This window comes from Halomonas ventosae (assembly GCF_004361885.1).
GTDB lineage: Bacteria > Pseudomonadota > Gammaproteobacteria > Pseudomonadales > Halomonadaceae > Halomonas > Halomonas ventosae_C.
Genome location: NZ_SNWH01000028.1, coordinates 1 through 18,651 on the forward strand (window position 1 = coordinate 1; position 18,651 = coordinate 18,651).

The 18,651-nt window shown below is 65.6% G+C and carries 18 protein-coding genes; 12 read left to right on the top strand and 6 right to left on the bottom strand.

The features are described 5' to 3' along the window. Positions 1-183 (top strand): hypothetical protein (locus DFO68_RS15690; protein WP_208107439.1); only part of this gene is annotated, 183 nt, incomplete at its 5' end. Further along, positions 173-520, top strand: coding sequence for a type II toxin-antitoxin system PemK/MazF family toxin (locus tag DFO68_RS14010; protein ID WP_133484255.1), 348 nt, complete (start codon positions 173-175; stop codon positions 518-520). The genes DFO68_RS15690 and DFO68_RS14010, both read left to right, overlap by 11 nt. Positions 521-581: 61 nt before the next feature. Here the strand turns inward: DFO68_RS14010 and DFO68_RS14015 are convergent, their stop codons facing one another. After that, the gene (locus tag DFO68_RS14015; RefSeq protein WP_133484256.1) at positions 582-2,081 is read right to left on the bottom strand and encodes a CoA-acylating methylmalonate-semialdehyde dehydrogenase; all 1,500 of its coding nucleotides are present in this window, start codon (positions 2,079-2,081) and stop codon (positions 582-584) included. A gap of 251 nt (positions 2,082-2,332) precedes the next feature. Between DFO68_RS14015 and DFO68_RS14020 the strand changes: the two genes are divergently transcribed. Both DFO68_RS14020 and katG read left to right on the top strand, forming a co-directional pair. Further along, positions 2,333-3,289: a LysR family transcriptional regulator gene (locus DFO68_RS14020; protein ID WP_133484257.1), complete on the top strand. Its 957-nt coding sequence runs from the start codon at positions 2,333-2,335 to the stop codon at positions 3,287-3,289. A gap of 190 nt (positions 3,290-3,479) precedes the next feature. After that, positions 3,480-5,651 carry a catalase/peroxidase HPI gene (katG, locus tag DFO68_RS14025; RefSeq protein ID WP_133484258.1) on the top strand — a complete coding sequence of 724 codons (2,172 nt, stop codon included), beginning with the start codon at positions 3,480-3,482 and terminating at the stop codon, positions 5,649-5,651. Positions 5,652-5,765: 114 nt separating this feature from the next. Here katG and DFO68_RS14030 read toward each other — a convergent pair whose 3' ends face one another. Together DFO68_RS14030 and DFO68_RS14035 are read right to left on the bottom strand one after the other, a co-directional pair. Continuing rightward, entirely contained in the window at positions 5,766-7,250 is a 1,485-nt protein-coding gene (locus DFO68_RS14030) for a protein adenylyltransferase SelO (RefSeq protein ID WP_133484259.1), read from the bottom strand. A gap of 127 nt (positions 7,251-7,377) precedes the next feature. Continuing rightward, the gene (locus DFO68_RS14035; RefSeq protein WP_133484260.1) at positions 7,378-8,049 is read right to left on the bottom strand and encodes a GntR family transcriptional regulator; all 672 of its coding nucleotides are present in this window, start codon (positions 8,047-8,049) and stop codon (positions 7,378-7,380) included. Positions 8,050-8,208: 159 nt separating this feature from the next. Between DFO68_RS14035 and dctP the strand changes: the two genes are divergently transcribed. The 8 genes from dctP to DFO68_RS14075 all read left to right on the top strand — a co-directional run bounded on the left by dctP (position 8,209) and on the right by DFO68_RS14075 (position 15,836). Continuing rightward, the gene (gene dctP / locus DFO68_RS14040) at positions 8,209-9,210 is read left to right on the top strand and encodes a TRAP transporter substrate-binding protein DctP (protein WP_133484261.1); all 1,002 of its coding nucleotides are present in this window, start codon (positions 8,209-8,211) and stop codon (positions 9,208-9,210) included. A 94-nt stretch (positions 9,211-9,304) separates the two neighbouring features. Continuing rightward, positions 9,305-9,823 (top strand): TRAP transporter small permease subunit, encoded by a 519-nt coding sequence (locus tag DFO68_RS14045; RefSeq protein WP_432206849.1) that lies wholly within the window; start codon positions 9,305-9,307, stop codon positions 9,821-9,823. Beyond that, positions 9,824-11,152, top strand: a complete 1,329-nt coding sequence (locus DFO68_RS14050) for a TRAP transporter large permease (RefSeq protein WP_133484262.1) — start codon at positions 9,824-9,826, stop codon at positions 11,150-11,152. Between the two features lie 13 nt (positions 11,153-11,165). Further along, a complete protein-coding gene (locus DFO68_RS14055; protein WP_133484263.1) occupies positions 11,166-12,521 on the top strand; it encodes a malonyl-CoA decarboxylase in 1,356 nt (451 codons plus the stop codon). Next, positions 12,518-14,035, top strand: coding sequence for a malonate--CoA ligase (locus DFO68_RS14060; protein ID WP_133484264.1), 1,518 nt, complete (start codon positions 12,518-12,520; stop codon positions 14,033-14,035). The genes DFO68_RS14055 and DFO68_RS14060 overlap by 4 nt, the downstream gene beginning before the upstream one ends. Positions 14,036-14,044: 9 nt before the next feature. Then, entirely contained in the window at positions 14,045-14,659 is a 615-nt protein-coding gene (locus DFO68_RS14065) for a 2-hydroxychromene-2-carboxylate isomerase (protein WP_133484265.1), read from the top strand. Then, a complete protein-coding gene (locus DFO68_RS14070; RefSeq protein ID WP_133484274.1) occupies positions 14,659-15,408 on the top strand; it encodes a haloacid dehalogenase type II in 750 nt (249 codons plus the stop codon). Before DFO68_RS14065 ends, DFO68_RS14070 begins: the two co-directional genes overlap by 1 nt. 23 nt (positions 15,409-15,431) lie before the next feature. Next, positions 15,432-15,836: a type II toxin-antitoxin system YhaV family toxin gene (locus DFO68_RS14075; protein WP_279512843.1), complete on the top strand. Its 405-nt coding sequence runs from the start codon at positions 15,432-15,434 to the stop codon at positions 15,834-15,836. Positions 15,837-15,872: 36 nt separating this feature from the next. On the opposite strand, the gene DFO68_RS14080 is transcribed toward DFO68_RS14075, so the two are convergent. From DFO68_RS14080 to DFO68_RS14090, 3 genes are all read right to left on the bottom strand, one after another. Continuing rightward, positions 15,873-16,523 carry a flavin reductase family protein gene (locus DFO68_RS14080; protein ID WP_133484267.1) on the bottom strand — a complete coding sequence of 217 codons (651 nt, stop codon included), beginning with the start codon at positions 16,521-16,523 and terminating at the stop codon, positions 15,873-15,875. A gap of 82 nt (positions 16,524-16,605) precedes the next feature. After that, entirely contained in the window at positions 16,606-17,070 is a 465-nt protein-coding gene (locus DFO68_RS14085) for a hypothetical protein (RefSeq protein WP_133484268.1), read from the bottom strand. Between the two features lie 119 nt (positions 17,071-17,189). After that, the gene (locus DFO68_RS14090) at positions 17,190-18,524 is read right to left on the bottom strand and encodes a DUF2252 domain-containing protein (protein ID WP_133484269.1); all 1,335 of its coding nucleotides are present in this window, start codon (positions 18,522-18,524) and stop codon (positions 17,190-17,192) included. Between the last annotated feature and the right edge of the window lie 127 nt (positions 18,525-18,651).

The window sequence follows — 18,651 nt, forward strand, 5'->3', positions numbered from 1 at the left end:
ATTGTTTGTTTCGCAATTAACAACATGCCGACCCATGCAGGTCTTTTCAATCATATCATCCTGATTTTCTTATCTATTTCGTGGGGATCCCTCAGGCTCGACCTGGCATTTACCCATGCGGTGGAAGAAACCCTGAGCGAGTGGAATTCCGAGGCCGACGAGGACGCCTACCGTGATCTTTGAGGCCTTCGATGTTGCGGTTGTGCCGTTCCCTTTCACCGACAGGAACACGACCAAGCGTCGGCCAGCGCTGGTCATCTCTTCTAACGAGGACTTTCATCGCACTACAGGACAGCTCCTGATGGCCATGATCACCAGTGCCAACAACTCCGCCTGTCCGCTGGATACCGACATCCAAGGTCTCAATGCCGCAGGCTTACCCGCGCCTTCCATCGTGCGCATGAAGCTCTTCACTGTGGATAAGCGCCTGATCATCCGCCAGGCTGGACGACTTGAGCAGGACGACCGACGCCGAGTGATCAGCGCCCTGAGGGCCCTGATACCAGCCATCATCAAGTAACACAACACGGCCCCGCCGCTCTTGAGACGGGGGCCGCCGATGGCCGCTGGGCGAGGTGTGATCAGCTCAGCGAGATGGTGCTGTTGATGTCGCTGGAGACGTTCTCCGGCTCGAACCAGCGTGCGGTGACGGTCTTGGTCTGGGTCCAGAAGGCGATGGCCTGCTTGCCGTTGGGGCCCAGGTCACCAAGCTTGGAGCCCCGCGATCCGGTGAAGCTGAAGTAGGCCACCGGCACCGGGATCGGCACGTTGATGCCCACCTGGCCGACGTCGATATCGCTCTCGAAGCGGCGCGCCACCCAGCCGGAGTTGGTGAAGATCGAGGTGCCGTTGCCGTTGGGGTTGGCGTTGATGAACTCGATCGCATCACTAAGGGTCTCGACGCTGACCACGCAGAGCACCGGGCCGAAGATCTCCTCGCGATAGATGGTCATCTCGGCGGTCACGTCGGCGAACAGGGTAGGACCAACGAAGTTGCCATCGGGGTAGCCCACCACCTGGCAGCCGCGGCCATCGACCAGCAGTTTCGCGCCCTCCTGCTCGCCGGTGGCGATCAGCCGCTCCACGCGCTCCTTGGCCTGCGGGGAGACCAGCGGGCCAAGGTCGGCGTCGCGCTGGGTGCCAGGGCCCACCGTCATGTTGCGGGCGCCCTCGACGAGGTCATCCAGCCACTCGCGGGCCTCGCCCACCAGCACTACCACGGAGTTGGCCATGCAGCGCTGGCCGGCGGCGCCGAAGGCCGAGCCCAGCAGGTTGTTGATCGCCTGGCTGCGGTTGGCATCGGGCATCACCACGCAGTGGTTCTTGGCGCCCATCATCGCCTGCATGCGCTTGCCAGCCTCGGCAGCGCGTTTGTAGAGCAGCGAGCCGACGTGGGTGGAACCGATAAAGGAGAGTGCCTTGATGTCGCTGTGATCGGCGATCTGGTTGGCCACGTCCGGGCCGCCATGCACCACGTTGAGCACGCCGGCGGGAATGCCGGCTTCGTGAGCCAGCTCGACCAGGCGGATGGTGGAGCTCGGATCCTGCTCGGAGGGCTTGAGCACGAAGGTGTTACCGGTGGCAATGGCCAGCGGGAACATGAAGCAGGGCAGCATGATCGGGAAATTGAAGGCGGTGATGCCAGCGCCCACGCCCAGCGGCTGGTTGAGGGTGTAGACGTCGACCTCGTTGGCAGCATTTTCGGCTAGCTCGCCAAGCTGCAGGGAGGTGATCGAGCAGGCGTGCTCCACCACCTCCAGGCCGCGTCCCACCTCGCCCTCGGCGTCGGGCAGGGTCTTGCCGTGCTCCTCGGTGATCAGCGCGGCGAGCTCGGCGGTGTTGTCGCGGATCAGCGCCTGCAGCTTGAGCATGATGCGCTGCCGCTTGGCCAGCGGCACCTTGCGCCAGGTCTTGAAGGCTTCCTTGGCGCTGGCCACGGCGCGCTCGACCTCCTCGGCGGTGCAGAACGGCACCCGGGCGACCACCTCCTGGGTGGCCGGGTTGATCACGTCGCGCCACTCCTGGCTCTGGGACTGGACGGGCTGGCCGTCGATATACATGGGAATCTCGCGAACGGACATGGTGGCATGCTCCTCTGGGCTGTTCCTGCCCCGCCCGCGACGCTGGCTTGTCATTATTCGGCCATCGTCAGGCGCCGCGCTGGCGGAGGCATTAGACTTTGTGTGTATCTATACACGAATCGTGGTGACATCGAGTCTATACAGGCGTCGGATGGCGTGACAACGCCCACTCGGGCACATTGCTTGTGCATCTATGCACAATGACCCATGAGCCGAGTTCAGCCACAACCCGCGACCAACTGAGGACTTTCATGCTCGACTGGCAGGATATCCAGATATTTCTGGAGGTGGCGCGCAGTGAGCGGCTCACCGATGCGGCCCGCCGGCTGGGGCTCGACCACTCCACCCTGTCGCGGCGCACCCGGCGCTTCGAGCAGGCACTCAACACCCAGCTGTTCGAGCGCAGTACCCACGGCTACCACCTCACCGAGGCCGGCCAGCAGCTGCTCGCCCACGCCGAGGAGATGGCTCGCCATGCCGTCGAGGCCGGCGAGAGCCTCACCGACAAGAACCACCAGATCAGCGGCCAGATCCGCCTGGGGGTGACCGAGGGCTTCGGCACCTGGGTGATCGCCCCGCTGCTCTCGGCCTTCTGCGAACGCCATCCCGGCGTGACCCTCGACCTGCTCGCCCTGCCCCGGGTGGTCAACCTGAGCCGCCATGAGGCGGACCTGGCCATCACCGTGGAGCGCCCGGTGAGCCCGGGGCTGGTGATCTCGCGGCTGTGCGACTACCGGCTGCGCCTCTACGGCAGCCAGGGGTATCTGGCCCGCCACGGCAGGCCACAGCGGCTCGCAGAACTGGGCGAACACCGCCTGGTGGGCTACGTCGACGATCTGATCTTCAGCGAGCAGCTCAGCTACCTGGAGCCGCTGCTCGACCCGGCGGTGGTGGGCCACCCGGGCCCGCACTTCGCCATGCGCAGCACCAGCGTCACCACCCAGCACGCCGCCTGCCTGCACGGGGCCGGCCTCGCCGTGCTGCCCTGCTTCATGGCCAGCGGCTCGCCGACGCTAGTCAACGTGCTGGCGGACGAGGTGGCGATCGACCGGCAGTTCTGGATCACCGCCCGTCAGGAGCAGCGCCGCCTGGCGAGGGTGCGCCTGCTGTGGGAGTTCCTGCGCGAAGCGCTGGAGGCAAACCGCGCCTTTCTGATGGGGGAGGCACACCCCCTGGTGATGCCATCTCCCGCCTCTGATACAAAATAGCTATCAACTTGGTCGGCAATGTCATATTGAGCTAATCGACTCTACGCGGGTAGGTTGAAGGCTGGTGGCAGCAATTCCGGCTGTCAGACCGCCTGAAAGACGATAGTTGACCAGGCTGACTGTCTCGCATGACTACCATCATCTATATACAGTAAGCCATTCAAGCAACGCAGCCAGATAGGAGAGCGACATGGGTGATCAGCACAACGCAGGCAAGTGTCCAGTGATGCATGGAGGCCAGACCACCAGCGGTCATTCCAACACTGACTGGTGGCCAGAAGCCTTGAACCTGGACATTCTCCACCAACACGACCGCAAGACCGACCCGATGGGCGAGGACTTCGACTACCGCCAGGAGGTCCGCAAGCTCGACTTCGAGGCGTTGAAGCAGGACATGCACGCCCTGATGACCGACAGCCAGGCGTGGTGGCCAGCCGACTGGGGGCATTACGGCGGCCTGTTCATCCGTATGTCCTGGCACGCAGCCGGCACCTATCGCATTGCCGATGGCCGCGGCGGCGGAGGCACCGGCAACCAGCGCTTCGCACCGATCAATTCCTGGCCGGACAACGGCAACCTCGACAAGGCGCGGCGTCTGCTGTGGCCGATCAAGAAAAAGTACGGCAACAAGATCAGCTGGGCTGATCTGATCATCCTGGCCGGCAACGTGGCCTATGAATCCATGGGGTTCAAGACCTTCGGTTTCTCCTTCGGTCGCGAGGACATCTGGCACCCCGAGAAGGATATCTACTGGGGCGCCGAGAAGGAGTGGCTGGCGCCCTCCGACGAGCGCTACGACAACGTCGACAAGCCCGACACCATGGAAAACCCGCTGGCCGCGGTGCAGATGGGGCTGATCTACGTGAACCCCGAGGGGGTCAACGGTCAGCCGGACCCCATGAAGACCGCCGAGCAGGTCCGCGAGACCTTCAAGCGCATGGCCATGAACGACGAGGAGACCGCGGCGCTGACCGCCGGCGGCCACACGGTCGGCAAGACCCACGGTAACGGTGATGCCTCAGCCCTCGGGCCGGAGCCGGAAGCTGCCGACGTAGAGGCACAGGGCTTCGGCTGGCTCAACCCCAATCAGCAGGGCAAGGCCGCCAACGCCGTCACCTCCGGCCAGGAAGGGGCCTGGACCAAGAACCCTCTGGAGTTCGACATGGGGTACTTCGACATGCTGTTCGGCCATGAGTGGGAGGTCAGGAAGAGTCCCGCCGGCGCCAACCAGTGGGAGCCCGTCGATATCAAGGAGGAGGACAAGCCGGTCGACGCCAGCAACATGACCACTCGCCATAACCCGATGATGACCGATGCGGACATGGCGATGAAGGTGGACCCGACCTACCGGGCCATCTGCGAGAAGTTCATGAAAGACCCGGAATACTTCAAGGACTGCTTCGCCCGCGCCTGGTTCAAGCTGATCCACCGGGACATGGGGCCCAAGTCCCGCTACATCGGTCCTGACGTCCCGGAAGAAGACTTGATCTGGCAGGATCCGGTGCCCGCCGGCAATACCAACTACATCGAGGAAGTGGTCAAGGCGAAGATCGCCGAGGCCGGCCTCTCCCTCGAGGAACGGGTCTGCACCGCCTGGGACAGCGCCCGCACCTTCCGTGGCTCTGATATGCGCGGTGGCGCCAACGGTGCCCGTATTCGCCTGGCGCCGCAGAAGGACTGGGAAGGCAACGAGCCGCAGCGCCTGGCCAAGGTGCTCAAGGTCTATGAGAAGATCTCCGCCGACACCGGAGCCAGCATCGCCGACGTGATCGTGCTGGGCGGCAACCTGGGCATCGAGCAGGCCGCGAAGGCAGCCGGCCACGAGATTCACGTTCCCTTCCTCAAGGGCCGGGGCGACGCGACCGATGAGATGACCGACGCCGAATCCTTCGAGCCGCTGGAGCCGCTGGCCGATGGCTTCCGCAACTGGCAGAAGAAGGACTACGTGGTCAAGCCCGAAGAGATGCTTCTGGACCGCGCCCAGCTGATGGGCCTGACCGCGCCAGAGATGACGGTACTGATCGGCGGCATGCGGGTGCTGGGCACCAACCATGGCGGCACCCAGCATGGCGTGTTCACCCACCGCGTCGGCCAGCTCACCAATGACTTCTTCGTCAACCTCACTGACATGGATAACCGTTGGGAGCCCAAGGGCAAGAACACCTATGACATCGTGGATCGCAAGAGTGGCGACACTAAGTTCACCGCAAGCCGGGTTGACCTGGTGTTTGGCTCCAACTCCGTTCTGCGCTCCTACGCCGAGGTCTATGCCCAGGACGACAACCAGGAGAAGTTCGTGAAGGACTTCGTCGCCACCTGGACCAAGGTCATGAACGCCGACCGCTTCGACGTGGTGGAGTAGCACCCCGCCCAGGAGCGGCCCGAGCCGGGCATGGCGCCCGGCTTTGCCATCCGCAAGCGCGAGACGCCCGGGGAAGCCCGGGCGTCTTCTTGTCTGTCAGGCGAATAATGACGTTCAAGTCCCGCAGAAGGTGCGGAATACGGCCTCGTTGGGCGGTGCCGGCCGGGCATACTCGTCGCGGCCGGGCTGCTCGGTGAAGGGCTTGGCCAACACGTCGCGCAGGGTCTCGAAGGGCGTGAAGTCGCCCTCGGCGGCGGCAGCCAGGGCTTGCTCCACCTTGTGGTTGCGGGGGATGTAGCGTGGGTTGATCGCGCGTATCCGCTCGGCAATCACCGCCGGAGCGGCATCCTCCCGCGCCAGCCGCTGACGCCAGCGCGGCAGCCAGGCGCGCAGGGCCTCGTCATTCTCGAACAGGGCGAGCAGCGCGGGGGCATCCTTCTCGACCGCTTCGCCGAGTCCACGGAAGGCCAGGGTGAAGTCGGCCCGGCCCGATTGCAGGGCCTCGAGGAAGGCCTCCACCAGCTCACGGTCGCTCTCCTCCGCCTTCGCCAGCCCCAGCTTGTCGCGCATCACCGCCAGCCACTCGGCCTCGTACTGCGACTCATAGCGCTTGATCACCTCGGTGGCGCGCGCCACCGCGCGCTCTTGGTCGTCATCCACCAGCGGCAGCAGCGTCTCGGCGAAACGCGCCAGGTTCCACTGGGCAATCCAGGGCTGGTTGCGATAGGCGTAGCGCCCCCCCTCATCGATGGAGCTGAACACCGTAGCCGGATCATAGGCCTCCATGAAGGCGCAGGGGCCATAATCGATGGTCTCGCCGGCGATGCTGCAGTTGTCGGTGTTCATCACTCCATGGATGAAGCCGAGCCCCATCCACCTGGCCACCAATGCCGCCTGGCGGGCCTGTACCGCCTCCACCAAGGCCAGGTAACATTCACCCTCGTCCGCCTCGGCGAGTTCAGGGCCCAGCAGTTGTGGAAAGTGACGCTCGATGGCCATCTCGGCCAGGGTGCGCACCGCCTCCACGTCGTCGCGGGCGGCAAAGTACTGGAAGGTGCCCACGCGCAGATGGCTGGCGGCGACGCGGGTCAGCACGGCGCCGGGCTCGGGCACACGCCGGAACACCCGCTCGCCGGTGGCCACCGCGGCCAGCGACCGGGTGGTGGGCACGCCCAGCACATGCATGGCCTCGCTGACCAGGTACTCGCGCAGCACCGGCCCCAGGGGCGCACGGCCGTCGGCACCGCGGGAGAAGGGGGTCATCCCCGCGCCCTTGAGCTGGATATCGCGCAACCGCCCCTCGCGGTCGGTCACCTCGCCGAGCAGCACCGCCCTACCGTCGCCGAGGCGCGGGTTGAAGTGGCCGAACTGGTGGCCGGCATAGGCCTGGGCCAGCGGCTCGGCACCTTGCGGCACGGTGTTGCCGGCGAACCATTCGGCCGCCTGGCGCTCGTCGAAGGCGGACAGGTCGAAGCCCAACTGCTCGGCCAGCGGCCGATTGAAGGCCACCAGTCGAGGCCTGCTCACCGGCACCGGGTCGAAGCGCAGGTAGAAGCGTTCGGGCAGGCGGGCGTAGCGAAGGGTGAACTCGGGAAACATGGCGACTCCGGTCGACGGCCGAGCTAGGCCTGGAAATACATACCCGAGTATAACGCTCGGGATTACCGCTTTCGACCTGTCGTACCCATAGCCGGCCGGGGCGAACTCCACGCGGCGAAAGACACCGTCAGACGGCGTTCAGCTGGGCCCCGAAGCGACGTACGCTGGAGACGAAGTCGCTGAAGCGCTCGCCCTGGATCACCACGTGCTCGCGAAGCAGGCGTTCCGCCCGCTCGGCGTCGCCGTGCTCGATGGCCGCGAGGATCTCGCGATGCTCGGCCAGCGAGCGGCTCATGCGCTTGCGGACCTGCAGCTGCAGGCGCCGGTAGGGCTTGAGGCGCTGCTTGAGCTGACGAGCCTCCTCCATCAGGAAACCGTTGTGGCTGGCGGCATAGATGGCGTGATGGAAGCCCTCGTTCTCGTAGTAGTACTCGTCGGTATCGCCGGCCCTGGCGGCGGCCACGCAACGCGCCATGGCCTCGCGCAGCGCACGCAGCTCCTCCTCGCTGATGCGCCGCGCGGCGAGGCGCCCGCACATGCCTTCCAGTTCCGCCATCACCTCGAACATCTCGACCAGCTGGTGGAGGCCTACCTGCGCGACGAAGGTGCCCTTCTTCGGCGTCACCGTGACCAGGCCGCTGGCCACCAGTTGCTGGATCGCCTCGCGCACCGGTGTCCGCGAGACCTCGAAGTCGCGGCACAGGGCCTCGGGGTCGAGACGCTCGCCGGGTTCCCGGCGGCCATTGATGATGTCGTCCTCCAGAGCATCCCGCAGCCGCTGGACATTGGAGCGTTTCATGCGATTCCCTCTGGGTCACGGCAAGAGCGGATGCCGAGGCTTCCACCTTTGTCTAGCCCGCCGCAATTGACTCTAGTATAGCCAAGGGGCTATTGATGTATACATCAGCCACGCTGATGGATATTCCAAAGCACAACAACAAGTTCTACTGGAGATGCCATGAAACCCTCACTCACCCCCATCGTCACGGGCCTGGCCCTGGCCGCCCTCGCTGCAAGCTCTACCGCCTCCGCCGAGACCGTGTTGCGCGCCTCCCACCAGTTCCCTGGCGGACAGGGAGACGTGCGCGACGAGATGGTCCAGATGATGGCCGATGAGGTCGAGGCCGCCGACGTCGACCTCAAGATCCAGGTGTATCCCGGTCAGTCACTGTTCAAGGCCAAGGAGCAGTGGGGCGCACTGGTGCGAGGCCGGCTTGACATGACATCGCTGCCGCTCGATTACGCCAGCGGCCGGCACCCCGAATTCTCGGCCACCCTGATGCCGGGACTGGTGCGCAACCACGAGCGTGCCCAACGCCTCAACGACTCCGAGTTCATGGACATGATCAAGGAGGTCATCAATGAGGCCGGGGCCCGCGTGCTGGCCGATGCCTGGCTGGCGGGCGGTTTCGCCTCCAACGTGCGCTGCATCACCTCGCCGGACACCGTCGAAGGCCAGACCATGCGCGCCGCAGGACCGGCCTTCGACGAGATGCTGGCCACCGCCGGTGCCTCGATCGCATCCATGCCCTCCTCGGATATCTACACCGCGATGCAGACCGGCGTGCTCGATGGGGCCAACACCTCCTCGGGCTCCTTCGTCTCCTACCGCATCTACGAGCAGGTGACCTGCCTGACCGCCCCGGGCGAGAACGCACTGTGGTTCATGTATGAGCCGATCCTGATCTCCGAGCAGAGCTGGGACAAGCTCACCGAGGAGCAGCAGCAGGCCTTGACGGCGGCCGGCCAGAAGGCCGAGGAGTTCTTCGCCAGGGAGGCTGCGGCGCTCGACCAGAAGATGGTCGACGTGTTCAAGGAGAACGGCGTCAAGGTGGTGCAGATGTCGGCTGAGGACTACCAGGCCTGGCTGGATATCGCCAAGCAGAGCTCCTACAAGACCTTCGCCGAGAACGTGCCCAACGGGCAGGAACTGATCGACGCGGCCCTGGCCGTCGAGTGAGCGAGCCAAGGCGCCGGGCAGGTCTTCCGGCGCCTTCCTCCATGGCCGCCCCTGCCGGGGCGGACCTCCTCTCCTCGATAGCGGAACCCGCATGATGGATACCCAACACCACACGAATGCGCCGAGGCGTGGCGTGCTCGGTCTCTATATCCGCCTGATGGACGTCCTCTCCTGCGCGACCGCCGTCCTCGCCGGCGCACTGCTGCTGGTGGGGGTGCTGGCCGTCTGCCATATGATCTTCATGCGCTACATGCTGGGCGAAAGCACCACCTGGCAGACCGAGTTCGCCATCTTCGCCATCACCGGCGCCATGCTGCTCGGCGCGCCCTACGTGCTGCTCACCGGCGGCCACGTGGCAGTGACGGTACTGCCCGACGCCTTGGGCGGCCTGGCCCGGAAGTTGATGAATCTCGTCGCCTCGCTGGTCGGCCTGGCCTTCTGCATCGCGCTGGCCTACTCCGCCTGGCTGTATGTCTTCGAGGCCCTGCATGGCGGCTGGACTACCGGCTCAGTGTGGAACCCTCCGCTGTGGCCCGCCCTGCTGCCCATGGCCGTCGGCATCAGCCTGCTGTCGCTGCAATATGTCGCAGAAATCCTTCGCGGAGAGACCTGAATGGACCCGGTAACCAGCGGAATCTTCATCATCGTGGCGCTGTTCGTGCTGATGGCCATCGGCACCCCGATCGCCTTTGCCCTGGGTGGCGTCTCGCTGACCGCCCTGGTGCTCAACCAGGGCATCGGTGAGCTGACCTACTTCGGCGAGACCTTCTTCGGCAACCTCGCTTCCTTCGGCTTCGTCGCCATCCCCATGTTCATCCTGATGGGGGCGGCCGTCGCCTCCTCGCCCACCGGCCGCGACCTCTACCGCTCGCTGGACCTGTGGCTCGGCAAGATACCCGGTGGCCTGGCGATCTCCAACATCGGCGCCTGCGCGATCTTCGCCGCCCTGTCGGGCTCCTCGCCGGCCACCAGCGCAGCCATCGGCAAGCTCGGCATCCCCGAGATGCGCAAGCGCGGCTATCCTGACGGCGTAGCCGCCGGCTGCATCGCCGCGGGCGGCACGCTGGGCATCCTCATCCCGCCCTCGGTGACCATGATCGTCTATGGCATCTCCACCGAGACCTCCATCGGCCGCCTGTTCATCGCTGGCGCCATGCCCGGGCTGATGCTGGCCGTGCTGTTCATGGTCTGGACGCTGATCGCCTGCAAGCTGGCCGGCGGCTATGACACCCCGAGCGCGTTGACCGCTGCAGCGAATCAGGTGAAGGAGAACGTCGAGGGCAACCTGAAGGCCCTGGTGCGCGTGCTGCCTTTCCTGGTGGTGGTGACCGGCATCCTCTTCGCCCTCTACGGCGGCGTCGCCACGCCTTCCGAGGCGGCGGGCGCCGGTGCCTTCCTGTGCCTGGCGCTGGCCATCATCGTCTACCGCATGTGGCAGGTAAAACCGCTCAAGGTGATCTTCCGCGACGCCCTGCGCGAGAGCGTGATGATCATGCTGATCATCGCCTGCGCCGAGATATTTGCCTATGCGCTCTCCTCGCTGTACATCACTCAGACCGTGGCCGGCGCCATCGCCGACCTGGAGGTCAACCGCTGGGTGCTGATGGGGGTGATCAACGTCTTCTTGCTGGTCGCCGGCTTCTTCCTGCCGCCGGTAGCGGTGATTGTGATGACCGCTCCGATCCTGATGCCGATCATCCTCTCCGCGAACTTCGATCCCTACTGGTTCGCCGTGATCCTGACCATCAACCTGGAGATCGGCCTGATTACCCCGCCAGTAGGACTCAACCTGTTCATCATCAAGGGCATCGCCCCGGATATCGCCCTCAAGGACATCCTGCTCGGCAGCCTGCCCTATGCGCTGTGCATGGTGCTGGGCATCTTGCTGCTGTGCCTGTTCCCGGGTATCGCCTTGTGGCTGCCCGACCTAATCATGGGCTGAAGGAGCCGCCAACATGAACATGACCTTCCTGCAGGAGATGTTCCAGTCGATCACCCGGCGCGACGCCCTGCTGCGCCGCCGCCAGGGCGATGGCACGACACCGGATCACCGCCGCCTGATCAAGGCCTGTCACGCGCTGCTTGAAAGCGACGGCGAGGCCTCGAGCATCGCCCTGGCCAGCCGGGCCCTGGGCATGTACCAGGGTCTCGAGCCGCAGGAGCGCCAGCGCTTCTTCGAGCGGCTGGCCAGCGACTTCACCGCCGAGCCGGCAGAGATCGACGCGGCCTACGCGCGCTACGCCAAGCAGCGCGACAACGCCAGCCTGGAAGTGCTGTTCGAGGCCTGCGAGCCGCGCCGCCAGGAACTGATCCGCCGCCTCAACCTCACCAGCGGCGGCACCGTCGAGCTGGTACGCATGCGCGCGGACCTGCTCGGCCTGCTGCGCGATCATCCCGAACTCTCGGCCATCGATGCCGATTTCGCCCACCTGTTCGGCTCCTGGTTCAACCGCGGCTTTTTGATGCTCAAGCGTATCGACTGGGACACCCAGGCCTCGATCCTGGAAAAGATCATCCGCTACGAGGCGGTGCATGAGATCCGCGACTGGAACGATCTGCGCCGCCGGCTGGATGCCCGCGATCGGCGCTGCTTCGCGTTCTTCCATCCGGCAATCGGCGACGATCCGTTGATCTTCGTGGAGGTGGCGCTGCACAAGGGGCTGCCGGCGCGCATCCAGCCGATCCTCGCCGGCAGGGATGCCGGCGTGGATGATCCCGAGATTGCCGATACCGCCGCCTTCTTCGGCATCAGCAACTGCCAGACGGGCCTGCGTGGCATCTCCTTCGGCAACTTCCTGATCAAGCAGGTAGTCCAGGAGCTCAAGCAGGAGCTGCCCCAGCTTCGCTACTTCGTCACCCTTTCGCCGGTACCCGGCTTCGCTCAATGGCTCGCCGAGCGGCGCGACGACGAGGCCCTGCCCGAGGCGATACGCAAGACCCTGGCCGAGCTGGAGACCCCCGGCTGGCACGAGACCCCCGAACGCGCCGAGCGTCTCAAGGCGGTGATCAAGCCACTGGCCGCCCTTTACCTGGTCGACGAGAAGAATGCCCGTGGGCTGCCGCTCAACCCGGTGGCTCGCTTCCACCTGGGCAACGGCGCCGAACTGCACCGCATCAACTGGCTGGGCGATGTCTCGGCCAAGGGCCTGCGCCAGTCTGCCGGCCTGATGGTCAACTACCTCTACGTGCTCGACGACATCGAGCGCAACCACGAGAACTACACGGCCAACGCCAGTGTGGCCCGGTCGAGCGAGGTCAAGGATCTCGCCCGCAAGGCCAGGAAGCTGGTCAAGGGAGAGACAAGCAAATGAACCAGAACCTCTTCGCCACCTTCGCGCGGCGCATGCGCGAGCGCGGCGACGCCGACTTCATCACCACCCGCGAGGGTCGCGGCTACCGCCACGCCGAGGCCCTGGCCACCACCGAGCGCCTGGCCGGCGCCCTGGTCGAGTTGGGCGTCACGCCGGGCGACCGGGTGGCGGTACAGGTCGACAAGAGCGCCGAGGCGATCCTGCTCTACCTAGCCACCCTGCGCGTAGGCGGCGTCTACCTGCCGCTTAACACCGGCTACACCGGGGAGGAGATCCACTACTTCCTCACCGACGCGGAGCCGGCGCTGTTCGTCTGCCGGCCGGGGGATGCCGAGAATGCCCGCCGCATCGCCGCCGACAGCGGCTGCCCGCAGATCGCCACCCTGGGCAGCACGGCCGACGGCAGCCTGATGGAGGCGGCCGAGACGGCCACGCCCCGTGACGCCATCGTCGCGAGCGACGCCAATGACCTGGCGGCGATCCTCTACACCTCGGGCACCACCGGACGCTCCAAGGGCGCCATGCTCACCCACCGCAACCTGGGCTCCAACGCCGCCACCCTGGTCGAAGCCTGGCACTTCAGCGAGGAGGACCGGCTGATCCATGCTCTGCCGATCTTCCATACCCACGGCCTCTTCGTGGCCTGCAACGTCACCCTGATGGCCGGCTCCAGCATGCTCTTGCTGCCGAAGTTCGACGTCGACGTGATCTTTGAGGAGATGCCCCGCGGCACGGTGCTGATGGGCGTGCCGACCTTCTACACCCGGCTTACGGCCGACGCGCGGCTGACCCCGGAGGTCACCGCCAACATGCGACTGTTCGTCTCCGGCTCGGCACCGCTGACCGCCGAGACCCATCGCGAGTTCGAACGGAAGACCGGCCATGCCATTCTCGAGCGCTACGGCATGACCGAGACCAACATGAACCTCTCCAATCCCTATGACGGCGAGCGCCGCGCCGGCACCGTGGGCATGCCGCTGCCCGGCGTGGAGTATCGCATCACCGACCGCAAGACCCATGAACCGGTGCCGAAGGGCGAGATCGGCATGCTCGAGATCCGCGGGCCCAATGTCTTCAAGGGCTACTGGCGGATGCCTGAGAAGACCCGCGAGGAACTGCTCGAGGACGGCTTCTTCGTCACCGGCGATCTGGCGATGGTCGACGAGCGTGGCTACGTGCATATCGTCGGACGCGACAAGGACCTGGTGATCTCCGGCGGCTACAATGTCTACCCCAAGGAGGTCGAGCAGGTGATCGACGAACTGGAAGGGGTCCACGAGTCCGCGGTGATCGGCCTGCCCCACCCCGACCTCGGCGAAGGGGTGACCGCGGTGGTGGTCCCCGAGCCAGGAGCGCACCTCGACGAGGCACAAGTGCTCGACCATCTGCAGGGCCAACTGGCCAAGTACAAGCAGCCCAAGCGGGTCTTCTTCGCCGACAGCCTGCCGCGCAACACCATGGGCAAGGTGCAGAAGAACCAGCTGCGCGAGCAGTACCAGGACACCTACCGCTGAGGAGCGCCCATGCCGACCACGATCCGCTACTACTACACCCACGTCTCACCGTGGAGCTACCTGGGCCACGCGCGCCTCGGCAAGATCGCCGCCCGCCACGGGGCCCGCATCGACTACGTGCCGATCACCCTCGGGACGATCTTCCCCAGGACCGGCGGGCTGCCGCTGGCCAAGCGTTCCCCGGAGCGCCAGGCCTACCGCATGGCCGAACTCAGGCGCTGGCCACAGCGGCTAGGTATTGCCCTCAACCTCGAGCCGGCGCACTTCCCGACAGATGACCGCCCGGCGGCCCGGCTGGCGCAGACGGCCAAAGCCCAGGGGCATGACATCGCCGACCTGTCGCTGGCACTGATGCGGGCCTGCTGGGCCGAGGAGCGGGACATCGCCGACGCGGGCACCCTGCGCGAGATCGCCGAGGCCTGCGGGCTGGACGGCACGGCCCTGCTGGAGGATGCCGAGAGCGAGGCAGGCCAGCGACGCCTGGAGGAGGCCTGCCAGGCGGCGCTGGCCGATGGCTGCTTCGGAGCGCCCTGGTACCTGCTTGAGGGCGAGCCCTTCTGGGGCCAGGACCGTCTGGAACTGCTCGAAGAGGCCCTGGAGAAAGAGGCACTGGAGAACAGATGATGCCGCAATCGCTTGCCGCCCTGGCCGATGTCAGGGCCCTGACCTTCGATGTCTTCGGTACCGTGGTGGACTGGCGCGGCAGCGTCATTCGCGAAGGCCAGGCGCTGGGCGAATGCCTGGGCCTCGCGGTGGACTGGGCGGCCTTCGCCGATGCCTGGCGCGGCGGCTACGCGCCGGCCATGGATCGGGTGCGCCGCGGCGAGCTGCCCTGGACGCGCCTCGATGCGTTGCACCGCATGACGCTGGACCGCCTGCTGGATGCGTTCGGCATCAGTGATGCCCTCGATGAGGCCGAGCGCGAGAGCTTCAACCGGGCCTGGCACCGCCTGGATCCCTGGCCGGACAGCGTGGCGGGCCTCTCCCGGTTGCGCGAGCGCTACGTGCTGGCGACTCTCTCCAACGGCAATGTCTCGCTGCTAGTCAACATGGCCAAGCGCGCGGGCCTGCCCTGGGACTGCGTGCTCTCGGCGGAGCTCGCCGGCCACTACAAGCGCGACCCCGAGGTCTACCAGATGGCCGCCCGCCTGCTCGACCAGCCGCCTGAACGCATCCTGATGGTCGCCGCCCATCAGGACGACCTCCAGGCCGCCCACCGCGAGGGCTTTCGCACCGCCTTCGTCAAGCGTCCCCTGGAACACGGCCCGGATGCCACCCCCGATCTCAGCGTCGATCCCCGCTTCGACCTGGTAGCCGATGACTTCCACGACCTGGCCGACCGGCTCGGCTTGCCCGGCGCCCCTCTCTCGTAAGGCTCGCTATCCCCGACGACGGCATAGGGGATCTTGACGGATATCGCAGCAAGCCCGCCACCAAGCGCTTGGCAGCGATTGTGAAGCTGGCCCTGAGCGACATACCCCAGGCCCCCTCAGTCGCTCAGTATCGTCAAGGGAACACCCTTGGAACAGAGCACATCCATTGGCGCTGGGCAACATTTTATCAGCAGTACCGATTATTCTTTCGCTACGACTTTGCTAGCAAGATCCTGATTTATGCCTGGGTCAACGACGATTCCACCAGGCGCACCTATGAAAACAAGCACGACGCTTATGCTGTCTTCCGCAAGATGCTCAAAAACGGTAATCCACCGGATAGCGAGAACGACTTGTGCAACGCGGCCCTCGGTGATGGCGAACGCATCAAAGCGCTTCTGGGAGCAGAGTGCGAAGATGACCCTTGACCATGACACCCGAGGGGCCGGTCAGCCGGAAGGGCTTCAGCCGCCGCGCTGCTGGCGGCTCATAGCACTGCCCGAGGCCGGGCGCACCACCTCGAAGAGGTCGGTACAGCGGGCATAGTCATTGCCAGCCATGCGGCCGATGGGCTTGAGCCCCTCGACGCTAACGTGGCGGCCATCCCACAGGGCGTCGTCGATGTGGATCGACGCCACTTCGGCAAGCACCAGGTTGCCGGCCAGCGGCTGGTCGCCGAAGCGGATGATCTCGCGCAGCCGGCAGCCGAAAGCCACCGGGGCGCCGGCCACCCGTGGTACCGAGACCCCGGACATGGCGGCTTTCTCCAGACCCGCGTGAGCGAACTCGTCGTCACCGTGCGCCAGCCCGGCGCTGGTGGCATTCATCTCCTCGACCAGTCCCTCGCCGCTGATATGCACCACGCACTCCCCCACCTCATCGAGGTTGCGGATGGTGTCCTTGGGATTGGCGTCGCCGTCGAGCAGCGGCGAGAAACCCAATACCGGCGGGTTGGCGCTCACTACGTTGAAGAACGAGAAAGGCGCCAGGTTGGCGTTGCCCGCCGCGTCCCGGGTCGAGACCCAGGCGATCGGCCGCGGGCAGATGCTGCCCGAGAGCAGGCGGTAGATCTTGCCCGGGCTTAGGTCGTGTTCGTCCAGCAGGTAGTCGCTCATGTGTGGTCTCGCGTTAGGGATCAGCCCGAGAGTGTCGCCCCCTCGGGCTTGGTTGTCCAAGGGAGCGATGTCGCCGACGCTGCTACTTGAAGCTGGTGCAGACGGGCGCCTGCTCGCCAGGCGCATGGGCCTCCTGGATATCCACGGGCCCCGTGATGTCAGTCAGCGCAACCCGCCATTGGTGGTCGACGTTCACCGGGTCACAGCTGCCTTCGCTGCCACCACCGAAGTTGGAATCGATCCAGTAGTGGACGTCATAGAGTTTGCCCGCCTCCAGCGCGCTGGGGAAGCTGAAGGAGAAGGCCGGCGGTTCATTCGCCGCCACCTGGCCTTGCTGGGTGGTCAGTACCTTCCCGGCCACCACATCGTAGAGCGCTACATGGATGGTCTGGCCGCCGTGGGGTGCGATGAAGGTAGCGTCGCCGGTGAAGGTGAGATCATTCCCTTCCTCGGCCACGGCGGGCGCCGCGGCAAACAGCAGCGCAACGGCCAACGGGCACGAGACTGCCTTGGCAAGGGGAGTAAAGAGAGACGTTGGGCCTGTCATGACATGCCTCCTTTCGGGTCTTGAGGAATCGACCGCACCCGACATAGGCCGGTCTCTCTTTGAGCATAGCTCACTTCGCGGCGACGACGGAACGCGGCGTGCCTGGCATCACCTAGCGCTCAGGAAGGAGTCGCCGCGTTGCGTGCCGGGAAATCGTTGCCTGCCAGGAAGATGGCATAGTCCTGGTGTACGCAGTCGGCATAGTTGAGCGCCAGGGCACTCACCAGCTCCACGCAACGCTCGCGCCGACCCTCGATGCATGCCACAACGGCGCGGGCGAAACGCCCCGGATCATCCTGGTTCAGTGCATGCGCGCCGCGCAGGTGCTCGCGGGCCAGGATGCGCCCCCACTGTTTTACCAGCTTGCGATAGGGCTTGGCGCCATCGAGCTTGTGGGTCGGGAAGTCCTCCTTGTAGGGCGAGCGCTCGCGCACCGAGAACACTGTCTCGCCCAGGTGCAGCCAGCCCAGATAGGGGTCGGGATGCTCGGCGATGGCCAGGAAGGCCGCGGCGTGGCGCACTCCCTCGTGGGGAAAGGTGCGCCGCCAGGCTTGCTTCTCGGCAGCGCTCATCAGCCGCCAGCCCTCCGGCGGGGTCTGCTGCTTGATATCGAGGATGACGTCGTCGTGCGCGTGATCCATGCCCCCCTCGATCAGCACATAGAAGCGCTCGAGCCCCAGCGAGCCGGTGCCGGCATCCAGCCGCCGGCTCACGTCCTTGACACGGAAGTGACCGTACTCCGCCTCCGCCTGCGCACCGTGCAGCGTCTGGCGGTACTCCTCCTCCACGGCCTTGCGTAACTGGCTGGCCAGGGGCGCCGGCAGGGCCGCCAGCTTGCCGGGACGCTCGGCGAAGTACCGGCCGTCATCGCTCAGCACGGTCCATTTGTCGAGCATCTTCGCTCGGCTCTTCTTACTGCCCACCTTGTTCATAAAGGGCTCGAGCGGCCCTTTGGCGGTGGCCAGGGTCACCGCGCCGGGCACCTCGCCCTCCACGTGGCCGGCCAGCTCGTCATGGTAGCTATTGACCAGCGCCGAGAGGGCCTTGCGAATTCCCTTGCCGGAAAGGCCGACGTTTTCCCGGGCATCCAGCACCACGCTGATGGCCAGGCGCCACAGGTCGTACTGGTAATCACCGATGATGGCGTCGTCGAAATCGTCCATGCCGTAACGCACGGTGTCGTCGTGGTGGCCATAGGCGCCGAAGTTATAGGCATGGGCATCGCCCTGCAGCCAGGTCTGGGTCTCCACCCGGCCGCCGAACAGCGCAAAGCGCCAGTCGTGCCAGACATCATCCCAGTAGAGGTGGTTGGTACCGCGAAAGAAGCGATAGGGCGACTCGCCGAGCTTGGCGTACTTTGCTGCCCGGTCCTGATCGGAGAGCGGGGCATTGGCCGCCCGGATGGCATCGAGGACCTGGCGGGCGCGGTTGTGGCGGTTCAGTGGTTGAGGCATGTGGGGATTCCTTTCGTCGACGAGGGCGAGGGCCAGTCAAACAGGCCACCGGGAAAGTGACAAGGACGAAGCGCAACCCGCGCCCCGCGAATATGGCACCATGGGGGCGAATGCCTTGGCACCCAGC

Bases quoted from the DNA above. Each gene is read 5' to 3' on its own strand.
- DFO68_RS14015 (WP_133484256.1), bottom strand. From the start codon at position 2,081: ATGTCCGTTCGCGAGATTCCCATGTATATCGACGGCCAGCCCGTCCAG.
- DFO68_RS14020 (WP_133484257.1), top strand. From the start codon at position 2,333: ATGCTCGACTGGCAGGATATCCAGATATTTCTGGAGGTGGCGCGCAGT.
- katG (WP_133484258.1), top strand. From the start codon at position 3,480: ATGGGTGATCAGCACAACGCAGGCAAGTGTCCAGTGATGCATGGAGGC.
- DFO68_RS14030 (WP_133484259.1), bottom strand. From the start codon at position 7,250: ATGTTTCCCGAGTTCACCCTTCGCTACGCCCGCCTGCCCGAACGCTTC.
- DFO68_RS14035 (WP_133484260.1), bottom strand. From the start codon at position 8,049: ATGAAACGCTCCAATGTCCAGCGGCTGCGGGATGCTCTGGAGGACGAC.
- dctP (WP_133484261.1), top strand. From the start codon at position 8,209: ATGAAACCCTCACTCACCCCCATCGTCACGGGCCTGGCCCTGGCCGCC.
- DFO68_RS14045 (WP_432206849.1), top strand. From the start codon at position 9,305: ATGGATACCCAACACCACACGAATGCGCCGAGGCGTGGCGTGCTCGGT.
- DFO68_RS14050 (WP_133484262.1), top strand. From the start codon at position 9,824: ATGGACCCGGTAACCAGCGGAATCTTCATCATCGTGGCGCTGTTCGTG.
- DFO68_RS14055 (WP_133484263.1), top strand. From the start codon at position 11,166: ATGAACATGACCTTCCTGCAGGAGATGTTCCAGTCGATCACCCGGCGC.
- DFO68_RS14060 (WP_133484264.1), top strand. From the start codon at position 12,518: ATGAACCAGAACCTCTTCGCCACCTTCGCGCGGCGCATGCGCGAGCGC.
- DFO68_RS14065 (WP_133484265.1), top strand. From the start codon at position 14,045: ATGCCGACCACGATCCGCTACTACTACACCCACGTCTCACCGTGGAGC.
- DFO68_RS14070 (WP_133484274.1), top strand. From the start codon at position 14,659: ATGCCGCAATCGCTTGCCGCCCTGGCCGATGTCAGGGCCCTGACCTTC.
- DFO68_RS14080 (WP_133484267.1), bottom strand. From the start codon at position 16,523: ATGAGCGACTACCTGCTGGACGAACACGACCTAAGCCCGGGCAAGATC.
- DFO68_RS14085 (WP_133484268.1), bottom strand. From the start codon at position 17,070: ATGACAGGCCCAACGTCTCTCTTTACTCCCCTTGCCAAGGCAGTCTCG.
- DFO68_RS14090 (WP_133484269.1), bottom strand. From the start codon at position 18,524: ATGCCTCAACCACTGAACCGCCACAACCGCGCCCGCCAGGTCCTCGAT.